The following is a 14,893-nucleotide window of genomic DNA, read 5'->3' as shown; positions in this document are numbered from 1 at the left end:
GCTTTCTATTCCAGGGAGCTGGGCGGCCCCCTCGCCCTACGGCCTCGCTCCCGTCTCGACCGCCACTTCCGCACTCGTCAGCGGAGAATGACACCCCTTCCAGACCGACCGTCGATATGCGCGACGGCGGGCCGCGGCAGGACCACATGCCGCACGGCTCCCGCCTCGTGCACCATCGGCAGGCTGTCCAGCCACTCCAGATCGAGACGATCCTCCTCCTCGCGCTCCGGCGCCAGACAAAAGTAGCCTACCTTCAGCGAAGTGATGTTGTGGAAAAAATGGGTACCCTGGGAGCTCTCGATGCCCTTGCCCGGAAGCTCCAGCTCGACGAACACCCGCACGGCGGAGACCTGGCCCCAGGCCACCGGCACCCCCATCCAGCGATCGCGGGTCCCCCAGCGGCCCGGCCCAATGAGCAGGTAAGGCCTCCCCTGACGGGACAGTTCGCCATTCAAGCGACCGATTTCGTGCGCCAAGGCCGGCGTGTCGTTCATGCTGAAGCGGTCCGGGTGGAGGTAGATCACATCCCGCAGGTCGCGCACCACACCGTGACCCAGGGCGCGGCCGGTCACCAGCCGCGGCCGCTCCGGCGCGATGGACTTCAGTTCGACTTCCCGGTCCCGCTGATGGGCCAGCAGCGGCCGCAGTTGCAGCACGCTCAGCTCATCGCTGGCATCGCCAGGAGACCGCACCGCCGCGAACTCCATCTCCACCTCCGTCCCCATCCCCTCCCGCCCCAGCTCCAAAAGCTCCGTCAACAGCGGCGCCAAGGGAAAGAGATCGTGCTTGAGCACCCCGGCGAAGTTCACCACCGGCACGCCGCCGCGGCGCAGCGAGTCGTACAACACATGGTTCTCTGCCGAGTAGGACGAGGCGACAGCGGACAAGGTGCCGTCGGCCTCGGCGGCGGACAGATCCAGGTGCAGAAGATGGGCTCCCTCATCGACCTGCGGTTCGAAGTCCGTATTGCCCAGATCCAGAGCGAAGAAGCGATTTTGGCCCGAGCGCAGAGCGTCCTCCGGAGCGACCATCGACAGCGATACCCGCGGATGGCGGGGACTGAAGCGGTAGGCCTGGCCGCCGCCCACCACCGTCTCCCCCAGTCCCAGAGCGACGGTGGCAAGGCCGTCGCCGGGCCGCACAGCGGCCATCGGATAGACGTTGTGCGATTGGGCGACGCCGGCGAAATCCGGATAGAAGCGGTCGCCGTGGCGCCGGCCCACCAAGCGCTCGACGATCACCGCCATCTTCTCCTCCTCCAGGCGCTGGTGGGTGGCCTTCATGTAGCCGCGCGGTCCGGAAAAGAAGGTCGAAGCCCAAATCAGCCGCACCGCCCGGGAGAGCTGCGCCAGACGCCGGTCCAGCGAGCCCGAGCGATTGGGCAACAGAAAGGTCTTGTACATCCCCGCCAGGGGTTGAAACTCCGAGTCTTCGAGCAGGCTCGACGAACGCACCGCCAGGGGGTAGTCGATAGCTTCGATCAGGGCCCGCAGGTCACCCAGTAGCTGCGGCTGGAGGCCCTGCCGCAGGAACATCTCGGCAATGGCGCCATCGTCCTCCAGGTCCAGCGCCCGCTCGCGTAGCGACCCGGCAGCGCAGAACTCTTCGAACAGGTCGGTACAGATCACCGAGGTGCGAGGCACCGTCACCCGCACCGTCGGGAATTGTTCTCGGAAGGGCTGGTCGGCGAGCAAACGGGCGACGAAGGCCAAGCCGCGCGCCTTGCCGCCCATAGATCCGGTACCGATGCGGGTGAAATCCCGCGCCGACGACGCCGTCTGGCGGCGAAACTCCGTCACCTGGCCGCGCTGCTGGTCTTCGAGGAACGCCGTCAGCACCTGCTGCAAGTAGTTCCGCACTTCCTGCGCCCCGGCAAAGTCCTCCGCCTTGCGGCTGCGCACCTCCTGAGCCAACCCAAATTCGCTGCGCGCCATCAGCCAATTCGAGAAATGCCCGGAATGGGCGTGGAACAGGATGGCCTCGTCGGGAATCCCGTCGAGCACCTCGACCATCTCCCGGATAGTGGCCACTCGCTCCACCTCGTCGCCCGCCGGGGTACGAAAGATGAAGGGGCCGAAGCCGAAGTTGCGGCGCATGAAGGAGCGCAGCTCACCGAGCAGCTCCGGTGAGTTCTTGTCCGCGTAGTGGACTTCGAGATTCTGCGCCACGGCGGCGTGGTCGGGTTCCTTCGACTGCAGCAACACCGGAAGGTCCGGGCGGCTCTGTCGAATGGCGCGGATGAAGCGCAGACCGGCCTCCGGATCGAGGGTGCCGGCGCTTGGGAAGCGCATGTCGCAGATCACCCCCAAGAGGTTCTGACGGTAGCGCTGCAGCCACCCTTCGCCCTCCTCGTGGGTGCGCGCCAGCAGGATCTTGGGCCGCGCCCGCATGCGGTAGTGGCGCTCCCGGTCGTTCAGGCCCTGGGCGAGGAGCGAGCGCACCTGATCGAGCAGCTCGCTGTAGATGATCGGCAGGTACGACGAATAGAAGGCCGCCGAATCCTCCACCAGGACGATCACCCGCACCAGCCCCTCGCGAGCGTCCCGGTCGACGTTCTTGTGATCCTCGACCAGCTTGACGATCGCCAGGAAGAGGCGCGGGTCGCCCACCCACAGAAAGGCGTGATCGATGCCCTGGCCGACGGAGGCATTCACCAGATCCGACCGGTCGTAGCTCAGCAACACCACCGGTAGGCCGCGATGGTAGCGGCCAATCTCCGCCCCCAGGCGGTGCGGCGTCATGTCATGGATGTGGGGGGTGGTGATGACCAGATCGTAGGGATTCTGCTCGAGACGTCGCAGGGCCTCCTCGGCGCTCGCCACGTGATCCATCTTGGGCGGCGTCGACAGGTCGAGGGCCCGGTACTCGCTGAGCAAGCGGTCCGAAAACTGCCCCTCTTCCTCCAGGATAAAGCTGTCGTAGGCGCTGGCGACCAGCAGGATCTTGCGCACCGTGAAGGGCATCAGCGCGTCGTAGGCAAACGGCTTCGGCCCTTCGGGGATCGCCATCGTTAGGGGCTACACGAGACCTTGGTCGATCATCGCTTCGCTCACCCGCAGGAAGCCGGCGATGTTGGCGCCGGCGACCAGGTTTCCCCCTTCGCCGTACTGTTCAGCGGTTTCGTAGCAGAGCTGATGGATGTCCCTCATGGTCTGTCGCAGGCGCTCGTCGACCTTCTGCCGCGACCAGCGCAGCATCATGCTGTTCTGGCTCATCTCGAAGGCCGAGGTCGCCACCCCGCCGGCATTTGCCGCCTTGCCCGGTCCGTAGAGGATGCCGCGATCGAGAAACACATCCACCGCCTCCGGCGTCGAAGGCATGTTCGAGCCTTCGCTAACGCAGATACAGCCGTTCGCTACCAGATTCTCGGCGTCCTGCCGGCTGATCTCGTTTTGGGTGGCCGCCGGCAGCGCGATATCCGCCCGAATGTCCCACAGCGGATTGGCGTCCAGATTGCCGTCGGTCTCTTGGTAGGTGGCGGAAGGGTACTCCTCGAGGTACTCGCGGATCCGCCCGCGGCGCTGGTTCTTGAGCTTCATCACGAAGTCCAGCTTGTGCCGGTCGATCCCCTCCTCGTCGACGATGAAGCCGCTCGAATCGGACATCGTCAACACCTTGCCGCCGTGTTCCAGCACTTTCTCGGCGGCGTACTGGGCGACGTTGCCGGAGCCAGAGATCAAACACGTCTTGCCCTCCAGCGATCGGTCCCGGCTGGCGAGCATTTCGATGGCGAAGTAGACCTGCCCGTAGCCCGTCGCCTCGGGGCGGATGAGTGAACCACCCCAGGACAGCCCTTTCCCCGTCAACACCCCATCGAAGCGGTTGACCAGCCGCTTGTACTGGCCAAAGAGGAAGCCGATCTCCCGTCCGCCGACTCCGATGTCACCGGCCGGCACGTCCGTGTGCGGTCCGATGTGGCGGAACAATTCGCTCATGAAGGACTGGCAGAAGCGCATCACCTCGCGATCGGAGCGGCCCTTGGGATCGAAATCCGCGCCGCCCTTGCCACCGCCGATGGGGCAGCTTGTCAAGGCGTTCTTGAAGATCTGCTCAAAACCGAGGAACTTGAGAATGCTCAGGTTGACGGAAGGGTGAAACCGCAGGCCGCCCTTATATGGACCGAGGGCACTGTTGAACTCCACCCGGTAGCCGCGGTTGACCTGGATCTCCCCCTGATCGTCCATCCAGGGTACCCGGAAGAGAACGGTGCGCTCGGGCTCCACCAAGCGCTCCACCAGCTTGTCCTTGCGCATCTGCGGGTGCCGTTCCAGTACCGGCAGGATGGATGCGACGACCTCCTCCACCGCCTGGTGAAACTCCTCCTCGCCAGGGCTCCGGCGTTCGACATATTCCATGAACTCGTGGGCTTGATTCGCCATCGGCGTTCGCTCTCCCAAGTGATATCGGGCATTGAGCCCGATGCATTCCTCGAAGGACTCCAGGGCACTGTCCATCTGCCCTCCCGGCGATTCTATCCATCCGGCCGGCTTGCTGGGAGATTCGCCGGCGAATCGGGAGAATTTGCCCTTCCGCGGCGGGATATGCCGGTATTTACGGACCTTCCCGCCCGGCCGCGATCGGCGGCTCCGCGCCAGGGAGCCGGCCCTTTCGATTCTCCGGCGGGTGCGGTATGCTCCCGGCTCGCGCCCGTGAGGGGTGCGCCCACCTCGCAACGATTACCCCGCACCGAGCCATCTGGAGTACCCGCATGTCCGACAAGCTCACCGATTCCGAGGCCCCTTCCGAGAACCCGACTCCGTCCGGCGAGCCGCACGGCGATCCTCTCGCCGAAGCCGCTCTGGACGATGCCGCCACCTCTGAGGGGGCGCAAGCGTCCGATCCGGCAGCGGTCGCCGCCGAGGCGGATGCCGCTCCACCGGAGGCTGCTGCCGACGAAGCCGAGGCCAAGGACGAGGCGCCGGCCGCCGACGGGGCCGAAGAGGAATCTGCCGTGGCGGCCGAGGCCGAAGCCACGGTGCATGCCGAAGCTGCAGCCGGAAGCGAAGCCTCTGCCGCCGACGCTGAGCAGGAAGAGCCCACAGCCGCCGACGGCGAGGCCGGTGAGGAGAAGCAGGGCGAGGAGAAGAAAGGCGCTGCGAAGGAAGCAGCGGCGGCTGTCGAAGGTGAGGAAGCCGCCGCCGAAGAAGAGGTCGAGGACACGCCGGAAGTGGCGGCTCTGCGCGAGGCGAAGGACAACAAGACGCCGGTCACCGGCCGGGTCATCGGCTGGAACCGGGGCGGCTTCCACATCGCCCTGGAAGGGTTCACGGCCTTCTGCCCCAACTCCGAAATGGAACCGGGAAGGCCGAAGGATCCGGCGACCTACCTGGACAAAGAGCTGACCTTCCGGGTGATCAAGGTCCAGAAGCGCGGCCGACGGGTGGTGCTGTCGCGGGCCGAGTTGGCGCGCGAGGAGCGCGCCGCCAAGGCCGCCGAAACGTTGAAGAAGCTCGAGCCCGGCGCGGTGCTCAAGGGCACCGTGTCCTCCGTCACGGACTTCGGCGCCTTCGTCGATCTGGGCGGGGTCGAAGGCCTGGTGCACGTTTCCGAGATCTCCCGCAGCCGGGTCGGTCACGCCCGGGAGGCGGTGCAGGTCGGCAAGGACGTGGAGGTCAAGGTCCTCAAGGTCGAGCAGGGCGGCAAGCGCATCTCGCTGTCCATGAAAGCGCTCGAGCCCAATCCCTGGGACGGCGTGGCAGAGCGCTTCCCGCGCGGCAGCGAGTTCACCGGCAAGGTGGTCCGCAAGACCGACTTCGGCCTGTTCGTCGAGCTCGAGGCGGACGTCGACGGCCTGGTTCACCTCTCCCGCCTGCCCCACGGGGTCGAGATGAACGACGAATCCCTCGAAGTCGGCAAAGAGGTCAAAGGCTGGGTGCAGGAGGTCGAGCCGAAGCGCCAGCGCATTTCCCTATCGCTGCGCGAGATCCCGAAGAACGATCCCTGGCAGGACGCCACGGAGCAGTTCCCGGAGGGTGAGGCGGTGGAGGGCACTGTCGAGAGCCTGGCGCCCTTCGGCGTGTTCATCAACCTGGCTCCGGGCCTGACCGGCCTGCTGCCGGCCTCGGAGATGGGCCTGCCGAAGCATTCCAACCCCGGCCGCGTGTACCCCCCGGGCCAGAAGGTCAAGGTGCAGGTGGTGTCCATCGATCGCCGCCGCAAGCGCATCTCCCTCGCCAAGGAAGGCTCCGCCGTCGAGGGCTCGCGCAACGACTACCAGGCCTACGTCAAGCAGCAGAAGGAAGCCGAAGCCACCGGCATGAGTGCCATGGAAGCGGCCTTCGCCAAGCTAAAAAACAAGCGGTGAGCGAGGTGGAGCGCGAGGTCGCCGGCCTGCGGGTGGTGATCGACGGCGATCTGTGCATCGGTTCGCAAAGCTGCATCACCATCGCACCGGAACTATTCGAGCTGGACAGCCGGCAAGCGGTGCGTTTCGTTGAAGGTGGCGCCGAGGATGTGGAGACGGATCGCGCAAGAGTGCTCGAATCCTGCCAGGTCTGCCCAACGAGCGCCCTTGCCGCCTATGACGGTGAGAAGCGACTCGTTCCCTGACGCGGCAGGCCAGCTTCCCTCAGACTAACCATCTCGCCGCCCTCACCGTAGCTCTGCTATGCCCGCCGCGCAGGTCCCCTCGTGGAAAACCCTTCCGGGGCGCGGCGCCGCCGGCATGGGATGCGCCGCCTTCCTGGTGGCCACCCTCACCCTGCGGCTCAACTCACACATTCTTCAAGAGCCCGCGCAGGCCCTCCTGCTGGCGGCGATGTTCACCGTCGCCGGCGCCATCGCCGGCGCGGCCGGTGGCTGCGCCGCCGTGCTCCTCATCGATCTCCTGCGGCGTCCCTTCCCGCGCCTGCCGAACCTCACCCCGGCGGCGGCGGGGGTCTTGACAGCGCTACCGTTGCTCTACGTATTACTCCTGCCGGACGTCGGCCTGGCGGGCTCCTTCCTGAGCGACACACTGTTCAGTCCGTCGTGGCTCCGCCGGTCGCTGGTGGCGGGAGCGGCATTCGGGGTCACCGCGTTCATCGGCGTGGCCGCCGACCGCTGGTTCACCCGGCGCCGGCATCTCGGTTTCGCCCTGGCCGCCGGCATCGTCCTCATGGGATGGATCCTGCTGGCGCCGAACCTCGCCCGGCTGGTCCTGTCGCCGCCCGAAACAGCGAAGATCCTTCGGCCCAGCGAAGTTCCAGTCGCGCCGAGTGCCGCCGTCGAAACGCCACTACCGGCTCCGGTGGTGCTGTTGCTGGTCGACGGCGCGGACCTCGACGACGTCATCCTGCCGCTGGCGGCGGCGGGCGAGCTGCCCACCTTCGCCCGCCTGCTGGACGAGAGCACCTGGGGCCCCCTCACAACCCTCGAGCCGACCCTGTCGGCGGTCGTCTGGACCACCATCATCACCGGCAAGGCGCCGGAGGAGCACGGCATCCAAAGCTTCGTCAGCTTCCGGCTGCCGGGCTTGTCCGCCCCGATCAACGAATTTCCCCTGCACACGGGCCTCAACTTCCACCTCTTCCCGCTGCTCGAGAAGCTGCCCGGCCTGCCGCCGCTACAGATTCCCTACAGCAGCAACATGCGCCGGGTGAAGGCTCTGTGGAACATGGTGGACGACGTCTATCCGGTGGGGGCCTACCAGTGGCTGATCACTTGGCCGGCGGAACCGGTACGGGGTTTCAACGTCGCCGGAGGCCTCGGCTGGGTACAGCTCGCCGGAGAATTCCGCCAACAAATCGGCGACGAACTGGCGGAACGTGCCAGCCACCCGCCGGAGCTGTCGAAGGAGATCGCCCGCGCCCGCCGTCTCCGGCGCCGGGCTCTCGAGCCCTCGGATCTGATTCCCTACCTGGGTTCCGTCGAGGAGAGTGCGGCGCTCGGCGACAAGGACCCGCGCCGGCTGGCGGCCATCGGCCACTTGATCGACCCGGCGGTCGACGTTCTGCCCGCCCTGATCGAGCGCTTCGAACCGCGCTTCACCGCCGCCTCCTTCTACCCGGTCGACCCCTTCAGCCACTTCTTCGCCGCCGACCGCAACAACCCGGCCTCGCCCTTCCGAAACGCCCTCGACGCCTCCTACCGCCTGACGGACCAGCGCCTCGGCGAATTGATCGAGCGCCTCGCAGCGCTCCTTGGGAGCGACGTCAACCTGCTGGTGATCTCCGACCACGGCTGGGACTTCGACCGCAACCACCACACCTGGGCCCCGGCCGGCATGTTCTTCGCCCGCGGACCGGCCTTCGAGCCGGGCCGGCAGGTCGAGGACCTCTCCATCTACGACCTCGCCCCCATGATTCTCCACCTACTGGCCCTTCCCCAACCGGAGGACATGCCCGGCACCCAGACCCAGGCCTACCTAAACGCCCTCTCCGCCACCTACCGAACCGCCCACCCGATCCCTCCCAGAATCGCCACCTGGGAAACCGGCACCCGACCCAACGACCCAACCCCCGTACCCAGCCCCATGGACGACGAACTGAGAGACACCCTGAGAAGCCTCGGCTACATCCAGTAGCCACCGCTCAGCGCAAACCCCACCCCAGGCGCCTAGCGAGCCGCCCACACACGGCCAGAGGCGAAGAAAGAACGTTCCCTATTCGAGGCCAGTGAAGGAAGTTCGTCGGGGGGTGATCGCTTGGAATGGAAGACCAGCGACCACCCCTATTCGGAAGCTGAGGAGGAGGTCCGTCGGGGGAGGGCCGGCCCCAACCACCAAAGCTCAGGCGGATTTCTGAATCTCGCGCAGTAGAGCGATGTTGTCCCGATGCCCGGTCAGTCGTGCGGTGACCTTGCCGCGGATGGGATAGCCGAGCAGGTAGAGGTCCCCGATGACGTCGAGAATCTTGTGCCGAACAAATTCATCCGGAAAACGCAAAGCCGTATTCAGTACCTCGTCCTCCCCCACCAGGATGAAATTGTCCAACCGCCCCCCGGAGCCTAGCCCAAGCTCATTCATCATCTTCATGTCCCGCATGAACCCGAATGTCCGAGCCGGAGCGATCTCCCGCTTATAGGCTTCCACATCATTCAACTCGAACTCAAAGTACTGCTCCCCCAAAGGCGGCGGATAGCGCAGCAGATACGACACCGCAAACCCGTCGAACGGTTCGATCACCAGGCACTTCTCGCCGTCACCACCCACCTCGTACCGCCGATCGATCACCATTTCCTGGCGCATCGCCGGTTGATCCACCACCCCGATCTCTTCGAGAGTTTGGCAAAATTCCAGGGCCGAGCCGTCGAGCACCGGGATTTCACCGTGCACCTTGATCAGCAGATTCGTCACCCCGTAGGCGTGGAGCGCCGACAGCAGATGCTCGACGGTACGAATACTGTCGCCGCCGCGCGAAAGAGTGGTGGCGTAGTCCGTATCGGCCACCAAACCGACGTGACCGGGAATGGGCCGTCCCGAGGGGAGGGTCACGAAATGAATCCCGCTGTCCGCCGGCAGCGGCTGAATCGCCATGCCGGTGCGGCTACCGGAATGTAGACCGAGACCGTAGATCACCTTCGCCTCGCGGACCGTGCGCTGCGGCCGGTCCGACTCGACCAGCGCCGGCAGCGCCGGGGCCGGCTCGAAGGAGCGCTCCTGCTCCACCCGGCGGGCGTGCTGTTCGAGGGGGCCGGTCGCCGCCGAAACGGTGCGCGTTGCCAGCGCTCCTTCTACCGCCTCCACCGCCTGGGCGTAGGACAGAGGCTTCTCGAGATAGTCGACCGCCCCCATCTTGATCGCCTTGACCGCCGTCGAGGCGGTGCCGTGACCGGACATCATCACCACCGCCGCCGATGGATCCCCCTGGCGCAGCGCTTCGAGGGTCTCCAGGCCGTCGCGGTCCGGTAGCCAGATGTCCAGGAACACCACATCCGGCCGCCGCCCCTGGTACAGCTCCAGAGCCTTGCTGCCGCTATCGGTGGTGACAGTGTCGTATCCCTCGTCCTCGAGAATGGCCGACAGGGCGGTGCGAATGCCCGGCTCGTCGTCGACGATCAGGACCAGATGGCTCATCCAAAAATTCCTCTGAAGGCTCGACAGCGAGAGCCTCGGAAATAGACGTCTATAGCGTCCACTCGGCTAACGGACAATCTATCCGAAGCCCGAGCCCGGGCCCGAGAGGGCTCGGCGGCGGGTCCAAAGACCCGCCGAGGACGGGGGTGAGCCGCAGGTTCCCTGCGGCGAGGGGGGCGCCTCCAGCCCCCCTGAAATAGGCAGTTGTCAGGGGGCTGAGAAGAAGATCAGCCAAAGTCCTCAGCCTCCTGACAACCGATCCCAGTCGGGGTCGGGAGCGTCCATGGCAATGGCGAGGCCACCGTCGGAACCGATGTACAGGGGATCCTTGACCACCTTCACGGTGCCGCCGCCGATCTCCGCCAGCTCTCGCTCGATGCGCTGATCGAAGCCGCGGATCAGCGAGGTGCCGCCGGCCAGGATGATGTTGCGGCGCACCCGCTCCTGGTACTCCGGCTCGACCCGGGTGAGCAGATCCACCATCGTCTCGATCACCGGCGGCATCAGCGCCTCGCAGGCCGCCTGCATCGCATCGGTGATGTCGATCTCCGTCGGCTTGCCGGCGACCGGCACGGTCACCACCACCGGTTCCGGCGCCGGCCCCACGAAGCTGTGGCGCTCCTTCCAGCCGCGCACCATGTGGATCGAGAAGGTCGCCTCCGGATGGCGCTCCCGGATCTGGGTCATCAACTGCTCGTCGAGCCAGTCGCCGGCGGTGGTCAAGGTGCGCTGGTCCTCCTCCGTCGGCAAGCGGCCCCTCATCACGCAGAAGTCGGCCGTCCCGGCGCCGATATCGATGATCATGCTGTGCAGCAGCGCCTCCAGACCGTAGGCCACGGCGAAGGGCTCGGAGACGATCATCAGGCCGTCCACCAGGTCGCCCATCGACTGGCGAAGGTGCTGCTTGTTGACCCGCAGGGCCTCCGCCGGCACGCCGACCACCGCCCGCACCTTTGCCTTGCCATTGGACCCTTCCCCCTTGGCCAGTCCGACCAGATGGCGCAGCAACTCCTTGACGGCCTCCGCATCACGGCTCGAGCCTTCGCGGATGAGGCCTTCTTCGAGGGGCCGGAAGAGATCCAGCATGGAGCGGTTGTCGAGGGCGTCGCGGCCGATCAGGACGTCTTTCTTGAGCACCTTGCGCGCCACCATGTCCGCCGGCCAACCGACGTAACTCTCGACCACATGGCGCTGCCCGTTGGAGGCGGAAACGGAACTGCGAGAGGTTCCTAGATCGATTCCCACTCGCAACACATTGTCGGCTTTCTGACTCATCAGCTCATCCTCCTCAAATCCGGATTCTCCAGGTCCTCCGCATAGGCGCGGATGCCCGAGAAGACGGCTTGGGCAAGAAACTCACGATACAGGGGCTTGGCCAGCAGATCCGCCTCCTGTTCATTGGAAAGACAGGACACCTCGGCCAGCACCGCCGGCATCTCGGTGTTCATCAGCACGATAAAGGGCGCGCTCTTGACCCCGCGGTCCTCCGCCGCGGGATTGACCTCGCGCATCGAGCGCAGCAAACCGCTCTGGATCGATTGCGCCAGAGCCCGCGACTCCTGGATCCGCACCCCGACGAAGATCCCCTCGAGCAGATCGCGCATGTCGGTCATCGAGTAGCCCGACTCGCGGTTCTCGGCGGCAGCGAGCTGGGTGAGGAAGGGGTCCTCGGTGGCGCCGAGGTAGTAGGTTTCCACGCCGCGCACGGATCGGTTGGCGATCCAGTTGACGTGGATGGAAACGAACACGTCGCCGTCGGCATCGTTCGCCAGGCGAGTGCGCTCCTGGAGCGACACGTCCACATCCGCCTCCCGGGTCATCACCACCTCGAAGGAAGCCTCTTCGAGCATCCGGCGTAGGCGCCGGGCGATGTCGAGGGTGATCTCCTTCTCGTTCAAGCCGCTCGGCGTGCGGGTACCGCCGCTGCGGCCGCCATGGCCGGGATCGAGCACCACCCGCCGAACGGCGAGGGGAAAGACCGAGGAATCGACCGGCTGCGGCACGGAGATCGAAGTTTCCGCGGCCAGCTCTTGCGGCGCCGGCGGTGACTCCATGATTTCGGCCGGCGCAGTGCGGACGGCGGTCGCCACCGGTGGCGGCGGAGAGATCGGCGCAGTGCCCGACAGGGCGAAGAAGGAGGGCACGATCAGGCCCACCGGTACCAGGAAAGAGCTGGCAAATCGCAGCGCGGCGTGCAGCCAGCGGCGGCTACGGCGAACCTGCCAGGGCAATCGCCCGCGGATCAGATCGAGATTCTGAGTGACCAGTTCGGCGACAACCCGGCGCTTGATCCGCTCCGCCCGGGCCATCAGGGCTTCCGGAAGCGAAGGCGTAGACGATCACCCAGGGGCTCGACCGCCGCCAGCTCGACCGCCGGATCGACGAGATCCACCACCACGTGCAGCTCGTCCGGGTTCTTCTCGGCATGGTGTCCGGTGCGGATGCGGGCGACCTCCGCCGAGCCCACCTCCACGGTGCCGTCGGCGAAGGGGCCCTCGATGCCGATGAGGCGAATCAACTGCCGCGGGTTGGCGCCACCCAGGCGGGACTGAAGCACCGCCCCTTCAGCGAGGACACCGTCCCCCTGCACCACGATGACCGTTTCGGGACCTTGACGCTGCCAGGTGATGCCGGTCACCATCCGGGCCGGCTCGGAGGGAACGCTCGGCTCTGCGGCAATCTCCGTTGTCGCAGGAACGGCGTCCACCGCGGAATCGGCCTGGACCGCCTCTCCTGGGGCCGGAGCCGCGGGATCCGGAAACTCGGGATCGGCCGTGCCCTCGGCAACATTCTCGATCGGCGCCTCATCCGTCTCGCCGTCCGCCACACCGGCGTCAACGTTACTGGCATCAAGGGTTCCGGCGTCACCGGTACCGGCATCGCCACCGGCGACGTTCGCCGTATCCGCGTCGCCACCGGCTGGACCGGTGGCGTCGGAAGCTGCCGGTTGCACCATCGCGGGACTCTCGGTTTCGCCGGATTCCCGCAGCCCGAACCACCAACCGGCGGCCAGCAAGGCGAGCGCCACCACCAGCGCTCCGGGCAACCAAGGCGAGCGGTACCAGGGCCGGGCGGAAGGCTTGCGATAGCGCTCGCTTTCGTCCCAGCCCTGCCATGATTCCACCGCCTCGGATGGGGCCTCTACGGGCTCCGATCCCGCAGCCTGCGGTGCGACGGCGCTCAGCACATCGTCCGATCCCAGCTCGTCCCTCTCCGGTTCGGAATCGACTCCGCTCCGGGCGGTGTTTGGAGAATCCTCGAAGGCGGCCGGCGTTTCCGGAGAGCGGGCCAGCGGTTTGGGGGGAGCATCGTCAAAAGCAAAGGGCGCCGCGGGAGGTTCTTCCGCAGGGTTCTCCTCGGCTTCCGGCTCCTGCTCGCCGGCATCGAAATTCGCCGGGGAGGCCCAGGCCGCCGTTTCCACGCCGGCGCTCTCTACGGCTTCGCTGCCGAAAGGCCGGGCGAAATCCGCCGGGGTCACGGGTTTCTCGTCGCCCACCACCCGTGCCAGCCCCTCCGCTGGATCCTCCTCGGGAGGGCTCGCCGATGGACCCACCATCTCGCGATCCACCGCCTCTTCGATCGCCGCGTCGAGGGTCGCCGGATGCACCTCGTCGAGGGCTTCTTCGGGCATCTCCTCGAGGGAGAGCGAACCCACCGCCGGCGCCGCGGCGGCCCGTTGGCGGTCCGAAGCCGAGTCCACATCGGCCGGATCCGTGTCGCGAACGTGGCGATCGACCACTTCGAAGATCAGCTCGCGGCTGCCCGGAGTCAACTCCAGAAAACGTACTCCGACGCCGCGCGGATACTCCTCGCCCTCGGGTTCTTCGCGGCTCCACAGCACCCGGCCCTGGCCCTGGATCAATCGCCCGCCCTCGGTCAGGCGAAATTCCACCGCGAAGGAGGATCCCACCGGGCGCAGCGCTTCGGTGGCGATAAACATTCCACCCAGGGAGACGTTCATCGAACGACCCTGGATCTCGGTGCCGTCCTCGAAGCGCATGGTGACCGGCCCTTCGAAGGGTACGCGCCTGAAGATTCTGGGGGGGAATCGGCCGACCAAAGTTCTTTATCCTGTGTACTTTTCGCGAGTTCGGAGGCTTACCGGATTCGAATTCAGAATCATACACCATTGCCCCCGCCGGCCGGGCCCCCAGCCGTCGCGTCGAGGATCTCGTCGAACCGCGCCTCCATCGCCCGGAGATAGGGCAACTGACCATCGACGGCGGCCTCCACTCGATCGACCACCGGACGCAACAGCGCCTCCTCCTCGGCGATCGGGAGATCCGGATCCTCGTCGCCCCGGCGGAAAGACCGGCGCAGCAGCCGCGCACCCCGCCGCAGCAGGCGGCCGCTGCCGGACAGCGCGCCCCGCACGGAACGGCGCAGCGGCAGGGGGTCGACCTCTTCCAGGGTGGCCTCGATGGCGCTCCGCACGCGCCGCGCCTCCTCCACCCCCGTGTCGCCACCGACTCCCCCGTTGAGAGCGCCGCGCACCGCGGCGCGTCGCAGCAGCAAACCCTCGCACAGCACTTCCGCGCCGCGATGGGTGCTGTCGTGGATGGTGAGAATGAAGAGAAACTTTCGGAACAGTTTGCGGATCAAATAGCCGATCAGCCGAAAGACCGGCCACAGCAGCAGGGTCCGCCAGCAACCGGAGCCGGATTCGCCTTCGGTGCCCGTAGCGGCCCGTAGTTTCAGGTCGTTGACCGGCGCGTCGACGGCGCGCAGACAGTCCTTCGCCTGGCTTCGGCGGACCACCCGCAGGGCCCAATCGTCGATCCACGGCAGGGGGATCCATGGACAGAGGGAAGCGAGGACGCTGTAGAAGGTGGCGGAGCGCAGCCCCCGAGGAGCGGAAGCCGGCGGCGATGGATCGTTCTCCATAGCTGCGGATTGTAG

Annotated in this window: 10 protein-coding genes; 3 read left to right on the top strand and 7 right to left on the bottom strand. The window is 66.5% G+C overall.

From position 1 onward, the window contains the following. Positions 1 to 77: 77 nt before the first annotated feature. Both AAF481_03345 and gdhA read right to left on the bottom strand, forming a co-directional pair. Positions 78 to 3,008: a PEP/pyruvate-binding domain-containing protein gene (locus AAF481_03345; protein MEM7480188.1), complete on the bottom strand. Its 2,931-nt coding sequence runs from the start codon at positions 3,006 to 3,008 to the stop codon at positions 78 to 80. Between the two features lie 9 nt (positions 3,009 to 3,017). Beyond that, positions 3,018 to 4,379 (bottom strand): NADP-specific glutamate dehydrogenase, encoded by a 1,362-nt coding sequence (gdhA, locus tag AAF481_03340; protein ID MEM7480187.1) that lies wholly within the window; start codon positions 4,377 to 4,379, stop codon positions 3,018 to 3,020. A gap of 329 nt (positions 4,380 to 4,708) precedes the next feature. Here gdhA and AAF481_03335 point away from each other — a divergent pair, with 329 nt between their 5' ends. The 3 genes from AAF481_03335 to AAF481_03325 are packed head-to-tail and all read left to right on the top strand — an operon-like array spanning position 4,709 to position 8,503. Beyond that, positions 4,709 to 6,304: a S1 RNA-binding domain-containing protein gene (locus AAF481_03335; protein MEM7480186.1), complete on the top strand. Its 1,596-nt coding sequence runs from the start codon at positions 4,709 to 4,711 to the stop codon at positions 6,302 to 6,304. Further along, on the top strand, positions 6,301 to 6,549 hold the full coding sequence (locus tag AAF481_03330; GenBank protein ID MEM7480185.1) for a ferredoxin: 249 nt from the start codon (positions 6,301 to 6,303) through the stop codon (positions 6,547 to 6,549). The genes AAF481_03335 and AAF481_03330 overlap by 4 nt, the downstream gene beginning before the upstream one ends. Positions 6,550 to 6,607: 58 nt before the next feature. Further along, entirely contained in the window at positions 6,608 to 8,503 is a 1,896-nt protein-coding gene (locus AAF481_03325; protein MEM7480184.1) for an alkaline phosphatase family protein, read from the top strand. A gap of 204 nt (positions 8,504 to 8,707) precedes the next feature. Here the strand turns inward: AAF481_03325 and lpxC are convergent, their stop codons facing one another. From lpxC to AAF481_03300, 5 genes are all read right to left on the bottom strand, one after another. Continuing rightward, the gene (gene lpxC / locus AAF481_03320) at positions 8,708 to 9,994 is read right to left on the bottom strand and encodes a UDP-3-O-acyl-N-acetylglucosamine deacetylase (protein MEM7480183.1); all 1,287 of its coding nucleotides are present in this window, start codon (positions 9,992 to 9,994) and stop codon (positions 8,708 to 8,710) included. A gap of 240 nt (positions 9,995 to 10,234) precedes the next feature. Next, positions 10,235 to 11,269 (bottom strand): rod shape-determining protein, encoded by a 1,035-nt coding sequence (locus tag AAF481_03315; GenBank protein MEM7480182.1) that lies wholly within the window; start codon positions 11,267 to 11,269, stop codon positions 10,235 to 10,237. Continuing rightward, on the bottom strand, positions 11,269 to 12,303 hold the full coding sequence (locus tag AAF481_03310) for an N-acetylmuramoyl-L-alanine amidase (protein ID MEM7480181.1): 1,035 nt from the start codon (positions 12,301 to 12,303) through the stop codon (positions 11,269 to 11,271). Before AAF481_03310 ends, AAF481_03315 begins: the two co-directional genes overlap by 1 nt. Continuing rightward, on the bottom strand, positions 12,303 to 14,054 hold the full coding sequence (locus tag AAF481_03305; GenBank protein ID MEM7480180.1) for a PilZ domain-containing protein: 1,752 nt from the start codon (positions 14,052 to 14,054) through the stop codon (positions 12,303 to 12,305). The genes AAF481_03310 and AAF481_03305 overlap by 1 nt, the downstream gene beginning before the upstream one ends. A gap of 59 nt (positions 14,055 to 14,113) precedes the next feature. Beyond that, entirely contained in the window at positions 14,114 to 14,878 is a 765-nt protein-coding gene (locus tag AAF481_03300; GenBank protein MEM7480179.1) for a hypothetical protein, read from the bottom strand. Positions 14,879 to 14,893: the final 15 nt, after the last annotated feature.

This window comes from Acidobacteriota bacterium (assembly GCA_039030395.1).
Taxonomy (GTDB): Bacteria; Acidobacteriota; Thermoanaerobaculia; order Multivoradales; family JBCCEF01; genus JBCCEF01.
Note: the sequence above shows the minus strand (reverse complement) of the source record. Positions and strands in the feature narration are given on the sequence as shown.

What these genes read in the sequence shown, in the direction of transcription:
- AAF481_03310 (MEM7480181.1), bottom strand. Translation starts at nt 12,303, where the DNA reads ATGGCCCGGGCGGAGCGGATCAAGCGCCGGGTTGTCGCCGAACTGGTC.
- AAF481_03335 (MEM7480186.1), top strand. Translation starts at nt 4,709, where the DNA reads ATGTCCGACAAGCTCACCGATTCCGAGGCCCCTTCCGAGAACCCGACT.
- AAF481_03325 (MEM7480184.1), top strand. Translation starts at nt 6,608, where the DNA reads ATGCCCGCCGCGCAGGTCCCCTCGTGGAAAACCCTTCCGGGGCGCGGC.
- AAF481_03345 (MEM7480188.1), bottom strand. Translation starts at nt 3,008, where the DNA reads ATGGCGATCCCCGAAGGGCCGAAGCCGTTTGCCTACGACGCGCTGATG.
- AAF481_03300 (MEM7480179.1), bottom strand. Translation starts at nt 14,878, where the DNA reads ATGGAGAACGATCCATCGCCGCCGGCTTCCGCTCCTCGGGGGCTGCGC.
- gdhA (MEM7480187.1), bottom strand. Translation starts at nt 4,379, where the DNA reads ATGGCGAATCAAGCCCACGAGTTCATGGAATATGTCGAACGCCGGAGC.
- AAF481_03315 (MEM7480182.1), bottom strand. Translation starts at nt 11,269, where the DNA reads ATGAGTCAGAAAGCCGACAATGTGTTGCGAGTGGGAATCGATCTAGGA.
- lpxC (MEM7480183.1), bottom strand. Translation starts at nt 9,994, where the DNA reads ATGAGCCATCTGGTCCTGATCGTCGACGACGAGCCGGGCATTCGCACC.